Below are 13403 nucleotides of genomic sequence, written 5' to 3' on the forward strand. Positions count from 1 at the left end.
CGACGATAGCGGACAGGCGCGTCAGGTCGGCGGCGCTGGGGATCACACAGACAGTCTGAGCCATGCCTCAGACTCGCATGCCTCATGCCCCCTGTGAATCCTCTGAATGCGTCAATGCACTAGAATGCGCCATTGGCCTCAGGGAGGGAGGCGATGGGCCTGCCGATCCAACGGCTGGCATCAGCTGGCGGATTCTGGCAACGTCCCGCTCAATCGAAGGTTCGGGTCGGTCGGAATAATCATAGGGCAATATCATTGACGTCATTTATAGCAATTGACAAGCTATTCCTTGATAGTGTTTTATAATAATTGATTGTTTGTCTTTTGCAATTGAGCTATGATTAAAGGAAAAGAGGGCTGAATCGAGGGGTATGCTAACAGTATCTACTGCTTACATCGTAGCTTCGATGCTTATGTTCGAAGTACGAATGGCGGTTCTAATCAGTAGCATCGCGTGCCTCGAGTCAGACACGATGCTTAGTAGAATTCCGTTCGTTATGGCCATAAGCCAGTTGCGGTCATTGTAACCTGCATATCCATCGCAGCTTTGTCCCCTACCGATGGATCAATATCATCGGCCTCCTCGTAAGGTGTCAATCGACTTATCTCGGCGGTATATCGTCGATCGGCAATGGCCGGCGAGCGCTTAGATGATCCGAATTTGGCTCGACGATAAACAGAGCGCTCCTTTCGTTAGGGGAAGACAGGTGGTTATAGATCTCATTTGCCTCTCTTTTGCTGATGCCATAATTCCTCTTAGAAAAATTCCTTACACATACTTACCGATTGCATTGATTTTGTTATTAATATAAATTATCTATTACATTACAATGAATAAATATTATTTCTTTGATCTTCGGTACTCCTGAATTTCCGCTTGTCCGATATGACAGTGCAGTGCATTCCTGTGTCGAACGAAATCTCAAGTCCCCTGTCGAAGACCATATTCCAATAGATAGACTTGACGGCGCCGACGGCGCATAGATCTCTAAATTCTGTCTTATACCCTCGCGCCTTGGCATCGACGCGTCGATGCCAAGGCGTCCGGCGCATCAGCGCCGACGCCCGTTCAGGCTTGCCTTGCGCCGTCGAACGGATCCGTTCGAAGGCGCGGCGGTATGAATGCTTTCCGCCAAGACGTCGTGCGACGTGACCGCCCATCTCAGCAACGATCCGTCCTCAACGCCATGGGTGCGTTGTAAAAAGTCAAATTCGCAATTGCCTCCTATGCTTGCAATTTTATATAATACTTTTTGGCATTCGGCAATGCATTTTATCTCTTATTGCAGTGTCTGAATCTTTCAATGAATGAATGTACCATGTAAAAGCTAACTATGAAAATCACCCAATGTATTAATTTTGGTCTACATACATGAGAGAAGGCATATATTTCGATTGGCGAAAAGCTGCCATGCCGCCGGCGAGGCCCATATCCGAGGACGCTCAGTTCGGTAAGTCGGTATTCCTCCAGTCTGAGACGGCTGGCACGGGCACGGTCCCGTCCTTGAGGCGCCTGGCCCGAAGGGGGAAGCGTCCCGGCGGCGCGAGCAGCAGTTCCGCGATCCCGCGAGGATGACACCGATACCGGGCAATCCGTAATCACGCTAGAGCCGTGACCCGCCCCGACTCCGGATGTGGATCGGACGTCTCGATCTCACTACGCGACTCCGTCGCACCGGCCGATCCGGCTGGAACCGCCAGCAGATCCCGATGCCCGATCACCGCCGCCGTCCCTGGCGCTTGCCGGCACGCCCCCCAGGCCGCGGCCTCCGCTTTGGAGACCGGCCCGGTCTCCGCCGCCGCCCGCGCCGTCCCCTCGGCGAGTTCGTGCACGAGCGCGGCCTCGTCCGGCCCGAGGCGCCAGGGACTGGCGGCGGTCTCGACCGTGTAGCCGTGGCGGCGGAAGGCCGCGTCCAGGACCGCCGTCGCGCCCGGGCCGGCGGCGGGGCCGAAGCCCTTGTCGCCGGCCTGATGGTGCAAGAAGGCGGCGTGGATCGCGCCATCGTCGGGGTCGGGCGGGTGCCAGCTCTCCTGCCCGTCATAGGTGAGGGCAGTGTAGAACGCGGCGCCGCGGCCCGCGACCGCCTCCGCGACGACGGTGATCCACTCCTCCGAGACGAGGTCGAACAGGGCGGCGGCGGTGACGAGGTCGGGCCGCTCGCCGAGCGCCGCCGCTGGATCGGCCGCAAGGTCGAGGGCCCGGAGCCGCACCGCGATCCGGACGCCGCCATGCTGCAGGACCAGGGCGTCACCGTCCTCCCGCGCGCCCTCCGCCCAGGCTGCGAGGCGTTCGCGGGCGGCGGCGAGCAGGGCGGGGTCGTGGTCGACGAGCGTCCAGTCCTGCGCCGGCCCGAGATGCGGCGCCAGGGCGCGCAGGTTCGAGCCGGTGCCGCAGCCGAGGTCGACCACCCGCACCGGCACGTCCGCAATCCTGCTCCCCAGCACCCGCGCGAGGGTGGCGACGAGGCCGGGGTCGCGCGCGGCGTGGTCGGCGGGCTCGCGCAGGGCGAGCCAGTCGGGGCTGAAACCGGTCATGGTGTCCTCAGGGCGGCGGCGACGGCGGCCGCGGTGTCGGGCCAGTCCGGCAGGTGCTGCCCGGCCGCCCAGGACGCGGCGGCGGCGGCGGCGCGGAGGGTGGGATCACTGATCAGGGTGCGCAGGGCGGCGGCGAGGGCCGGCGCGTCGCCCGGGGGCACCGCGAGCCCGGCGCCCGCCGGCACCGTCTCGGCGGCGGCGCCCCCCGTGGTGGCGACGAGCGGCAGGCCCCGCGCCAGGGCCTCCGCCAGCGCCATGCCGTAGCCCTCGAACAGCGAGGCCGAGACCGCGAGGTCGGCCGCGGCATAGAGGCGGTCCAGGGTCTCCGGCGTGACCGCGCCGGCGAGCGTGATCCGGTCCGTGAGGCTCTGGGCGGCGAGCCCGGCGCGCAGGGCAGCGGAGCAGTCCGGCGCCCGGTCGAGGCTGCCGGCGACCGTGAGCGACCAGTCGAGATCGGTCAGCTCCGCCAGCGCCCGCACCAAGATGTCGGTGCCCTTGCGCGGCGTCACGGCGCCGACCGTGAGGAGCCGGACAGGCGGGCCCGGCCGCGGCATCACCCGGGCGGCGGGGGCCGTGCCGGGCTCGGCGACCGCGATGCGCTCCGGTGCCACCCCGAACTCGGCGCCGAGCAGGCGCGCGGTGTAGCGGCTCGTCGCGACGATCCGGTCGGCCAGCGCCAGGGCGGCGCGCTCGCCCACGACCAAGGCCTCCGCCCGCTCCGGCGCCAGCCCGGTCTCGTAGCCGAGGGGGTGGTGCACGAGCGCCGAGACCGGCCGCCCGGCGGCGCGGATCACCTCCGGCGGCAGCGCCCCGTAGGCGAGGCCGTCGATGAGGAGGGCGCTGTCCCGGGGCACGTCCGCGAGGAGCGCCGCGGTGCGGGCGAGGTCGTCAGGGCTCGGGTCTGGGAACCCGCCCGGCAGGGCGAGATGCGTGGCCGCGACCCCTTGCGCCGGCAGGTGCGCCAGGAGCTCGCGGGCATAGGCGTAGCCCCCGGTCGGCGCCGACAGGTCGCCCGGGACGGCGAGGACGAGGCGCATCAGCCGAGCGGCGCCTCGAACCAGGCCCGGGCCAGGTGGGACTCGTGCAGGGTGACGCGGATCCGGCTCACGCCCTCGCCGCCGGGGCCGAGATCGCCGGCCTTCGTCGCCGCGGCCATCGCGGCGTGGATGTGCCCGCACAGGAACTCGGTGGTGGTGTTCTGGCCCACGAACTCCGGCAGGTCGTCGAGGTTGCGATAGTTGAGCGGCGCCAGCACGCCTTTCAGCGCCTCGCCCGCCCGGCCGATATCGACCACCACCCCGTCCGCGGTCAGGGCCTCGCGGAAGAACGCCACGTCGACCACGAAGGTCGCCCCGTGCAGGGCCTGCGCCGGCCCGAACAGCTCGCCCCGGAAGCTGTGGGCGATCATCACGTGGTCGCGGACCTCGACGGCGTACATGAGGGCTCCTGTCATACGAAATCCGATCGATGGCGTCGCAAGGCGGATTTCAGCTTCGCTCGATCGCCGCGGGCTACCGATACGGGTTCAGGGAGGAATCTCCCGGAACCCGTATCAGTAGCGGATGAGGGTGCACAGGCCCGGCGCGCCGGGTGCGAGCAGCCGCGGCAGGGCGCCGGGCAGGTCGGCGAGGGAGACCTCCTCGGTGAGGAGGGCGTCGAGGCGGGGATCGCGCAGCAGCGCCAGGGCCTTGAGCAGGCGCCGCCGGTGGCTCCAGCGCGGGCGGCGCGAGGCCGCCACCGCCCCGACCTGGCTCGCGACGAGGCGCAGGCGCTTGGCGTGGAAGGCGAGGCCGAGCGGCGCGGCGACCGGCGCGTCGCCGTACCAGCTCAATTCGACGATCTGCCCCTCCTCGCCGGCGAGCGACAGGGCGAGCGCCAACCCGGCCTCGCTGGCGCTGGCGTGGAAGACGATGTCGGCGTCCGGCGCCGCCGCCTCCGGCGGTGCGAAGGGGATGTCGAGGGCCCGCGCGGTGTCCGCCCGGGCCGGGTCGCGGTCGATCAGACACACCTCCGCCCCCGGCAGGCCGGCGCAGAGATGGGCGACGAGGAGCCCGACCACCCCGCCGCCGACCACCGCGATCCGGTCCCCGGGCCCGGCGCCGGACTCCCACACGGCGTTGAGCGCCGTCTCCATGTTGGCGGCGAGCACGCCGCGACGCGGCGGCAGCCCCGGGGGCAGCGGGCACAGCGCCGCTTCGGGCGCGTTGAAGGCCTCCTGGTGCGGCTGGAGCGCGAAGACCGGCGTGCCCCCCTCGGTCTCGCCGACGGCGCAGTAGCCGTACTTGACGGGAAAGGAGAATTCGCCGGCTTGCGCCGGCGCCCGCATCCGCTCAGCCACCACCTCGGGGACGCGGCCCTCGAAGACCAGCCGTTCGGTGCCGCGGCTCAAGGCCGTCCACAGGGTCCGCACCCGGACCTCGCCGGGACCGGGCGGGGGCAGGCATTCTTGCCGCAGCTCCGCTCGGCCCGCCGCGCTATACCAGAGCGCCCGCACCTGCGCCGTGCCGCTCCCGGAAGCCTGATGATGCCGCACACCGACTCCTCGGTCGTCACCCTCGCGGAGGGGCCCGCCCGCGCTCCTCTCACGACGCCGACGGGCCTGCAAGCCTGCGTCACCTTGCGTCGCCGCCGCCTCCTCGTGCTCGGTCTCAACCTCGCGACCATCTCAGGCTTCGCGACCGCCCTGTGGGCCGTGCTGGCGCAGGACGGGGTCGACGGAATCGACCTCGCGCTCCTCGCCTGCGGCCTCGCCACCCTGCCCTGGACGGTGCTGGGGTTCTGGAACGCCGCGATCGGCGTCGCATTGCTGCGGGCCGGCCGCACCGGCGTGAGGGCGGCGGCACCCCACGCGGCGGCGGGGGAGGAGGACACGCCGCTCCACCTCGCCACCGCCGTGGTGATGACCCTGCGCAACGAGGACCCGGCCCGGGCCCTTGCCCGCCTTGCCCTGGTGCGCGAGAGCCTGGAGCGGACCGGGCGGGGCGCCGCCTTCCGCTACCACGTGCTGAGCGACAGCGACGATCCCGCGGCGATCCGGGCCGAGGAGGCGGGCGTCGCGGCCTGGCGCGCCGGGCTGCCGGAACGGGAGGCAGCCCGGATCCACTACCGGCGCCGGCCCGACAATACCGGCTACAAGGCCGGCAACCTGCAGGAGTTCTGCGCCGGCAGCGACGCCGACCTGATGCTGCCCCTCGACGCCGACAGCCTGATGACGGGACCGGCGATCCTGCGCCTCGTGCGGATCATGCAGGCGCATCCGCGCCTCGGCATCCTGCAGAGCCTGGCGGTGGGCGCGCCGGCCGACAGCGCCTTTTCCCGGCTGTTCCAGTTCGGCATGCGCCACGGCATGCTGCCCTATACGCTCGGCGCCGCCTGGTGGGGGGCGGATTGCGGCCCGTTCTGGGGCCACAACGCGGTTGTGCGCATCGCGCCGTTCGCGGCGCATTGCCGGCTGCCGCCCCTGCGCGGCGGCGGAGCCGTGCTCTCGCACGATCAGGTCGAGGCGGTGCTGATGCGCCGGGCCGGCTACGAGGTGCGGGTGCTGCCGATCGAGGAGGGCAGCTTCGAGGACAACCCGCCGACGCTCCTCGACCACCTCACCCGCGACGCCCGCTGGTGCCGGGGCAACATGCAGTATCTTCGCCTGCCGGCGATGCCCGGGCTCCTGCCGATGAGCCGGTTCCAGCTCGCCTGGGCGGTGCTGATGTTCCTCAACCCGCCGGCCCTGACCCTCGCCCTCCTGCTGCTGCCCTGGCGGGCCGCGACGCAAGCCGGTCCGGCGGCGGGGGCCGGCGCGCTCTTCCTTCTCTGGCTGCTGCTGTCGCTGGCGCCGAAGCTCGCCGGCTACGCCACGGTGCTGGCGGACCGCGAGGCGCGGGCGGCGCATGGCGGGGCCTCGCGCTTCGTCGCCGGGATGCTGGCCGAGATCGTGGCCTCGTTCCTGCTGCTCGGCGCGTCGTCGGTGCGGCTCACCGCGGTGCTGGTCGCGATGCTCGCCGGCCGCGCCGGCCGGTGGACCGCGCAGGGCCGCGACCCGCGGGGCCTGCGCTGGGGCGAGGCCGCCAGGGCCCTCTCCGGCGTCACGCTGTTCGGGCTCGTCGTCTGCGGGGCGCTCGCGGCGATCGCGCCGGCGCTGCTGGTCTGGAGCCTGCCGCTCACCCTCGGCAGCCTGCTCGCCGTTCCCTTCGCGGTCCTCACCGCGGCGCCTGGCCCCGGCCGGGCCATGGTGCGGTCCGGCCTCTGCGCGACGCGGGAGGAGATCGCGCCGCCCTGGGAGATCGCGCGGCTGCGCGCCGGCTCGGCCGAACGCGCGGTGCCTTGAGGCGGTCGGGCCGCGCGGCCCGGCCCGACCGGTATGGTTTCAGGCGGCGATCCAGGTGAAGCGCTCGGCCTCGTCCCAGGCGCAATCGGCGCCGAGCGCCCCCGCGAACACGGCCGAGAGGCGCGCCCGCTCGGCCTCGACCACCGGCCCGTCCACCGCCACCGGCCGGCAGCGGGCGGCGAGGCCCGGCACGACGAAATCGGGGTTGTGCAGGGCGTGGTCGGAGCCTTGCGCGAAGAACGGCCGGTCGCCCCAGTCGAGGTAGCTCTCGGCCGGCAGGCCCTCGGCGAGCAGGATGTCGTGGGCGTCCAGCTCGACGTGCCAGTAGGTGACCGACGAGACCGGCTCGCGGGCGATGCTGGTGCCGTTGATCAGGCACATGATCGGCACGAGATGGCCGCCCGCGCCGTCGGCATCGGCGCCGACGAGGACCGGATGGCCGGGGGAGAGACGGAGATCCCGGGCGGGCAGCCCCGGCCCGAAGGCCCCGGCGCGGAGGTGGATCGGCTGCTGGTCGTGGGGCAGGGCGGCGCCCTTGCCCGCGAGGGTGCGATGCCCGATCCAGACGACCGGCCGCAGGGCGCCGGAGGCGGTGACGGCGCGGTCGCCGACCCGCAGGTCCTCGACGGCGACCTCCGCCGCGGCCCCGTCGCGCATCACGCGGAGGCGGGTGCCGGTGGTGAAGCAGACCGGCATGTAATCGGTCGGGGTGTTGTTGTCGTCGAAGGTGACGCGCTGGCGCGCCGCGAGCGCGGTGTTCGACAGGACGAAACGCGTGGTCGGGCTGGTCGGGCTGTCCGTGAACTGGATCATGCTCTGCGAGTCGTACTGCGTCGCGTAGAGCGTCTTGGTGGTCGATGTCGTCTCGGCCGGGAAGATGCCGGTCGCCTGGACGGTGTCGCCGACCTTGTTGACCGTTCCGGTCACGGTGATGCTGGAGGTCGATACGTCGTCCAGCCCGAAGCTGGCCGAAGGTTTCCCGTCATCCGTCGCGACGAAGCCCGCACGATAGACAGTGTTGTTGAAGACCGGCATCGGATGCAACTCCCCGTTTTTTTCATGATTGGTGCAATGGCCGAGCGCGACCGCGCGGATCGAGACCCGCGCGACGACAGGGCCGCCCGCGTGGCGCAGCAGAGCAACCGCCGCGGTGACGCACGCAGGGTAAGCACGTCGCAAACCCCCGCGACAGCCGTACTCAAGGGATGATCCAGGGATTTTCCGGGGTCTGTGATTTTATTGCTACGATCTTGCCGGGGGTGACGGCGCTGTTTCTCAGAAAATTCTCATCGCGATGCAGGCAGGATTTGCCAGATCTTCCTGAAACGATTGCCGGATCTTCCTAGATTGATTGCCGGATCTTCCCGGGGCGGCATCCGTCCGACACGGCAGCGACGGATTGCGGGCGGGGCGGGGGAACGATCGAACCGCAAGGTTCGTGGGAGGCCGTGGCCGCGTCCTGGATGCGGCTCCTCGGGGCCGGATCCTCTGGGACGGATCCTCTGGGACGGATCCTCTGGGACGGATCCTCGGGGACGGCACGAGGGGCCTGTCGCGGCCGAGCTGCAGCGCGGATTTCGGCCGGATCGCTTCCGCCCTGCGGAAGGTCGTCGGCATGGCTGGGGGGGCTTCGGCTCCACTGCGCGATCCCGGATTGCCGCGTGAGCAGGACGGCCCGGTGCCGTTCCGCTCACGCTCCCCAGTGCCCGATGCCCCGACCGGACCGGTGTCCGGTGCGGGGCAAGGCGGTCAGCGCGGGCGGAAGGCGGGATTGGTGTTGGGGTTCAGCATCGCGCCGGATTTGCCTCCGGCGAAAGTCCCGCCGTCCTGCCCGATCAGCCGGCCGCCCTTCACGGCCTGAGCCGGCGGGACGTAGGACCCGCCGGGCCGCACCGCGCCGGGGCCCGCGCCGCCATAGCCCGGTCGCGCATAGCAGGCGGCGCCCTGGCAGGCCGCGGCGGGCGCAGCCGCGACCACGCCCATCGTCGCCAGCACGGCGGCGCCCAGCATCCATCCACGCATCGTGTCGTCTCCCTCTCGCGTCGAAAGCGAGGGCCGGTCGCAGGCGTCCAGGACGGTCCGAGAGCGGTCCGCGACGGCGCTCGCGTGCGGGCGCCGCCGGTTGTGCCCGTTCGGCACGATCCTGGAACTGGTGCGGTTCCCAAGCCCTTCGCCGGACCCATCGATCCTGACACGATTTAGAAACAACTTGCGGGCGCCGGCCCATCGTCAGTTGTGACGATGGGCCGGCGCTATCGGCGATCTTTCCCACGACGATCGCGTGATGACGCGCAATCCCGCCGCCCTGCCGTTCCATCCACCGGCCGTCGACGATGATCGCGGCGCGCCCTCCGATCCGGACGCGCCGCCGCCGGGGGCGATCCTCAGCCCTCGAACTCCCGCGTCAGCCCGCGCCGGGTCTGGTGGCGGTCGAGCGCCAGGTCCACCAGCCGCGTCAGCAACTTCGGGTACGATATCCCGGAGGCCTCCATCATCTTCGGATACATGCTGATCGAGGTGAAGCCCGGCAGGGTGTTGATCTCGTTGAGGGAGAAGGCGCCGCTCTGCCGGTCGAGGAAGAAGTCGACCCGGGCGAGCCCGCTGCATTCGAGCGCCTCGAAGGCCCGGAGCGCCAGGGCCCGCACCTCGTCCATCTGCTCCGGCGAGATGTCGGCCGGCAGGTCGACGCTGGCGCCCTCGGGGTCGAGGTACTTGGCGGCGTAGGAGTAGAAGTCGTGGTGGGCCTGCGGGTTCAGCTCGCTGGCGACGCTGACGAAGGGCGGGTCGCCGTCGAGCACCGCCACCTCGATCTCGCGGGCGTCGATGCCCTGCTCCACCAGCACCTTGACGTCGTACCGGAAGGCGTCGGCGAGCGCCACCGGCAGGTCGGCCCAGGCCTTGACCTTATGGATGCCGACGCTCGACCCCATGTTGCAGGGCTTGACGAAGACCGGCAGCGTCAGGGTCGCGGCGATCTCGTCGAGGGGGACGGCGCCGCGCTCGTAGGCCCGGCGGGTGAAGGCGCGGTAGGGGGCGATCGGGATGCCGGCGAGGGTGGCGAGACGCTTGGTGACGTCCTTGTCCATGCCGACCGCCGAGGCCATCACGCCCGAACCGACATAGGCGGTCTCGGTCAGCTCCAGCAGGCCCTGCAGGGTCCCGTCCTCGCAGAGCGGCCCGTGCAGGACCGGGAACACCACGTCGATCTCGGTGCGCTCCTTGGCTTCGTCGAGGCCGACCACCGCGGCGCGCCCGTTCGCGCCCTGCGCCAGGCGCACCTCGGGGCTCTCCGGCGGGATCGACAGGGATTCGTCGCCGGTCTGCTCGATGCGGCGCAGGTCGTGGCGCTGCCAGCGCCCGGCCTTGTCGATGCTGACCGGGATCACCTCGAAGCGGGTGCGGTCGAGGTGGCGCACTACCGAGGCGGCGGAGCGCAGCGAGACCTCGTGCTCGCCGGATCTGCCGCCGTACAGGACGGCGACGCGGGTCTTCTCGGTCATGCGCGAATCCTCGGAATTCCCTTGGTGGCTTTCCTTGGCCACCACGATCCCACCTCGTGCGGGGCGCCCTGCTTATCGCCCGGGGAGGATTTCAGAAACCCTACGCGGCGGCGTCGCACGGAGCGAGGCCGTCGCGCATCAGGGCGAGGAAGTTCTCGGTCACGGCGCTCGCCGGCGCCCGGTAGAGGGCGAAGACGTCGGCGACCGGGGCCGGGGCGGCGAGGGGCCGGTAGACGATGCCGGGCCGTGGCAGGGCGCCGACCGAGTCCGGCACCAGGGCGACGCCGAGCCCTGCCGCCACGAGGCTCACGAGCGAGGCCGATTCGACCACCTGCTGCACCATCCGTGGCGCGAAGCCGGCGGCGAGGCAGGCCTCGTGCAGATGGGTGGCGAAGCGGGAATCGCGCAGGCGCAGCGACACGAAGGCCTCCCCGGCAAGGTCGCTCAAGGCGATCTCGGCGTGGGACGCGAGGCGATGCCCCGCCGGCAGCGCGACGCCGACCGCCTCGGGCCAGGCGCGCACGGCCCGCAAGGACGGATCGTCCGGCGGGTGGCGCAGGAAGCCGAGATCGGTGCGGTGGGCGTGGAGCGCCGCCGGCTGCTCGCCCGGCGGCATCTCGTGCAGGCGCACCAGCACCCCGGGGTAGCGCTCGCCGAACAGCCGGATCATCCGTCCGAGCGGGCCGGCGAGGATCGAGCCGGTGAGCCCGAGATCGAGGGTGCCGGTGCGCCCGGCCCCGACCGCCCTCGCTTCGGCCGCCGCCTCCTCGACCTGGGCCAGGACGGCGCGTGCGCGCGGCAGGAAGGCGGCGCCGGCCGGGGTCAGGGCGACGCTGCGGCTGGTGCGCCAGAACAGCGGCGTGCCGAGCTCCGCCTCGAGGTCGCGGATCTGCTGGCTCAGCGGCGGCTGCGACACGCCGAGGCGCTCCGCCGCCGCGGTGAAGCTGAGCGCGTCCGCCACCGCCACGAAGTAGCGCAGATGCCTCAGCTCCAAGGGGCGCTCCAGACCGGTTCGTCGACGTGGATCCAGACGATCGAGATATGGATCGTACGCAACAGGATATTGGACGTCTAGACGGCGGGGATGCATCGGTGGGCGCATGCCGGGAGCGTCGCGGCCGGGCTTTCGGATGCTGGACAGTCCCGCCCCGCCGCCCTACCCCGAGGGCACAGGACCGAGACGGACCACCATGCAGCACACCGACACGAGCCTCGGCGCGGGCGTGATGGCCCGCCTCGACGCGCTTGCCCGTGCCAGCGCCGAGCCCGACGCGCTGACCCGCCTCTACCTCACCCCCGCCCACGACGCCGCCGGCCGGCAGGTGACCGGCTGGATGGAGGAGGCCGGCATGGCGGTCCGGCGCGACGCCGCCGCCACGGTGATCGGCCGCTACGAGGCGGCGTTTCCCGGCGCCCCGACCCTGCTCCTCGGCTCGCACATCGATACCGTGCGCGATGCCGGCCGCTACGACGGCAATCTCGGCGTGGTGGTGGCGATCGCCGCGGTGGGAGCCCTGCACCGGGCCGGCGAGCGCCTGCCCTTCGCCATCGAGGTGCTGGCCTTCGGCGACGAGGAGGGCGTGCGCTTCCCCGTCACCCTCACCGGCTCGCGGGCACTCGCCGGCCTGATCCGGCCCGACTTCCTGGAGGCCCGCGACGCCGACGGGGTGAGCCTCGCCCAGGCGCTGACCGCGTTCGGCGGCGATCCCGCCGGGCTGGCGGGCCTCGCCCGCGACCCGGCCGAGACCCTCGGCTACCTCGAGGTCCATATCGAGCAGGGGCCGGTTCTGGAGGATGCGGACCTGCCGGTCGGCATCGTCACCGCCATCGCCGGGGCGAGCCGTCTCGTCGTCACGGTCGAGGGCCGGGCGGGCCATGCCGGCACGGTGCCGATGCGCCTGCGCCGCGACGCCCTGGCGGCGGCGGCCGAGATGGTGCTGGCGGTCGAGGCCGAAGCCGACGCCACCCCGGACCTCGTCGCCACGGTCGGCCAGATCGAGGTGCCGCGGGGCGCCGTCAACGTCATCCCGGCCCTCACCCGGTTCAGCCTCGACCTGCGCAGTCCGAGCGACGCCGTGCGCCACGCCGCGCTCGCGCGCCTGCGCGCCACCTGGGACGACATCGCCGCGCGCCGCGGCGTGACGGTGAGCGCGCAAGGCAGCTACGACGAGCCCGCTGCCGCCTGCGCTCCCGGGCTGATGGATGCGCTCGACGCGGGCATCGTGCGCCTCGGCCTCGCGCCCTTGCGCCTGCCGAGCGGGGCCGGCCATGACGGCCTGGCGCTGGCCGGCCTGTGCCCGATCGCCATGCTGTTCGTGCGCTGCGCCGGCGGGCTCAGCCACTCCCCAGCCGAATCGGTCACCGAGGCCGATGTCGACGTCGCGACGCGCCTGCTCGTCGACGTGCTGCGCCACCTGCGGCCGGAATCCGTGCGGCCCTGACCTCCTTGGCCCGGCCCTCGCTTCCGGGGGCGGGCCCCGCGATCCACCCCCCACCAGGAGAGACTCCGTGAAGGAACTGAAGATCAAGGCCGGCCCGTTCGACCTCGTCGGTCGGCTCGAGCTCGAGAAGGCGCCCCAGACCTGCGCCGCCTTCCTCAAGGCGCTGCCCTTCGTGAGCGAGGTGATTCACGTGCGCTGGAGCGGCGAGGGCGTGTGGATGCCCCTCGGCGACCTCGATTTCGGCGTCGGCTACGAGAACCACACCAGCTACCCGGCGCCGGGTCAGATGATCCTGTATCCGGGCGGCATCAGCGAGACCGAGATCCTGCTCGCCTATGGCGGCGTGCACTTCGCCAGCAAGGTCGGGCAGCTGGCCGGCAACCACTTCCTGACCATCACCACCGGCATCGAGCACGTCTATGATCTCGGCCGCATGACATTGCTCAAGGGCGCCCAGCCGATCCGCTTCGAGGCGATGTGACGGCGCGGGTTCCGGACCCACCGCCACGCTTGCGCTGACAAGATCCCCTTGCGGCGGGGCGGTCCGCCCCGTACGCCTGATACCGCGGCCCACCCGGGATGCCCTCACCGGGCACCCGGACGGAG

11 protein-coding genes are annotated in these 13403 nt (G+C 70.8%); 3 read left to right on the top strand and 8 right to left on the bottom strand.

Annotated elements, in window-relative coordinates:
- Positions 1 to 1599 precede the first annotated feature (1599 nt).
- The 4 genes from FF100_RS31120 to FF100_RS31135 all read right to left on the bottom strand — a co-directional run bounded on the left by FF100_RS31120 (position 1600) and on the right by FF100_RS31135 (position 4990).
- A complete protein-coding gene (locus tag FF100_RS31120) occupies positions 1600 to 2535 on the bottom strand; it encodes a methyltransferase domain-containing protein (RefSeq protein WP_139039914.1) in 936 nt (311 codons plus the stop codon).
- Entirely contained in the window at positions 2532 to 3572 is a 1041-nt protein-coding gene (locus FF100_RS31125; RefSeq protein ID WP_139039915.1) for a glycosyltransferase family 4 protein, read from the bottom strand. The genes FF100_RS31120 and FF100_RS31125 overlap by 4 nt, the downstream gene beginning before the upstream one ends.
- Entirely contained in the window at positions 3572 to 3973 is a 402-nt protein-coding gene (locus FF100_RS31130; RefSeq protein ID WP_139039916.1) for a 6-pyruvoyl trahydropterin synthase family protein, read from the bottom strand. The genes FF100_RS31125 and FF100_RS31130 overlap by 1 nt, the downstream gene beginning before the upstream one ends.
- 114 nt (positions 3974 to 4087) lie before the next feature.
- Positions 4088 to 4990 carry an MDR/zinc-dependent alcohol dehydrogenase-like family protein gene (locus FF100_RS31135; protein ID WP_425463371.1) on the bottom strand — a complete coding sequence of 301 codons (903 nt, stop codon included), beginning with the start codon at positions 4988 to 4990 and terminating at the stop codon, positions 4088 to 4090.
- Positions 4991 to 5056: 66 nt separating this feature from the next.
- On the opposite strand from FF100_RS31135, the gene mdoH reads away from it, so the two are divergent.
- Positions 5057 to 6856: a glucans biosynthesis glucosyltransferase MdoH gene (gene mdoH, locus FF100_RS31140; protein WP_246102584.1), complete on the top strand. Its 1800-nt coding sequence runs from the start codon at positions 5057 to 5059 to the stop codon at positions 6854 to 6856.
- Positions 6857 to 6895: 39 nt separating this feature from the next.
- On the opposite strand, the gene FF100_RS31145 is transcribed toward mdoH, so the two are convergent.
- The 4 genes from FF100_RS31145 to FF100_RS31160 form a co-directional block, all read right to left on the bottom strand.
- The gene (locus FF100_RS31145; protein ID WP_139039917.1) at positions 6896 to 7891 is read right to left on the bottom strand and encodes a Hint domain-containing protein; all 996 of its coding nucleotides are present in this window, start codon (positions 7889 to 7891) and stop codon (positions 6896 to 6898) included.
- 714 nt (positions 7892 to 8605) lie between these two features.
- Complete coding sequence (locus FF100_RS31150; protein ID WP_139039918.1) at positions 8606 to 8878, bottom strand: hypothetical protein; 273 nt, start codon at positions 8876 to 8878, stop codon at positions 8606 to 8608.
- A 362-nt stretch (positions 8879 to 9240) separates the two neighbouring features.
- Positions 9241 to 10356 (bottom strand): D-alanine--D-alanine ligase family protein, encoded by a 1116-nt coding sequence (locus FF100_RS31155; protein ID WP_139039919.1) that lies wholly within the window; start codon positions 10354 to 10356, stop codon positions 9241 to 9243.
- Between the two features lie 100 nt (positions 10357 to 10456).
- Positions 10457 to 11350 carry a LysR family transcriptional regulator gene (locus FF100_RS31160; RefSeq protein ID WP_139039920.1) on the bottom strand — a complete coding sequence of 298 codons (894 nt, stop codon included), beginning with the start codon at positions 11348 to 11350 and terminating at the stop codon, positions 10457 to 10459.
- Positions 11351 to 11546: 196 nt separating this feature from the next.
- Between FF100_RS31160 and FF100_RS31165 the strand changes: the two genes are divergently transcribed.
- Together FF100_RS31165 and FF100_RS31170 are read left to right on the top strand one after the other, a co-directional pair.
- Positions 11547 to 12797: an allantoate amidohydrolase gene (locus tag FF100_RS31165; protein ID WP_139039921.1), complete on the top strand. Its 1251-nt coding sequence runs from the start codon at positions 11547 to 11549 to the stop codon at positions 12795 to 12797.
- A gap of 67 nt (positions 12798 to 12864) precedes the next feature.
- Complete coding sequence (locus FF100_RS31170) at positions 12865 to 13278, top strand: DUF3830 family protein (RefSeq protein ID WP_048450618.1); 414 nt, start codon at positions 12865 to 12867, stop codon at positions 13276 to 13278.
- Positions 13279 to 13403 lie beyond the last annotated feature (125 nt).

Origin of the sequence: Methylobacterium terricola (genome assembly GCF_006151805.1) — a bacterium.
GTDB lineage: Bacteria > Pseudomonadota > Alphaproteobacteria > Rhizobiales > Beijerinckiaceae > Methylobacterium > Methylobacterium terricola.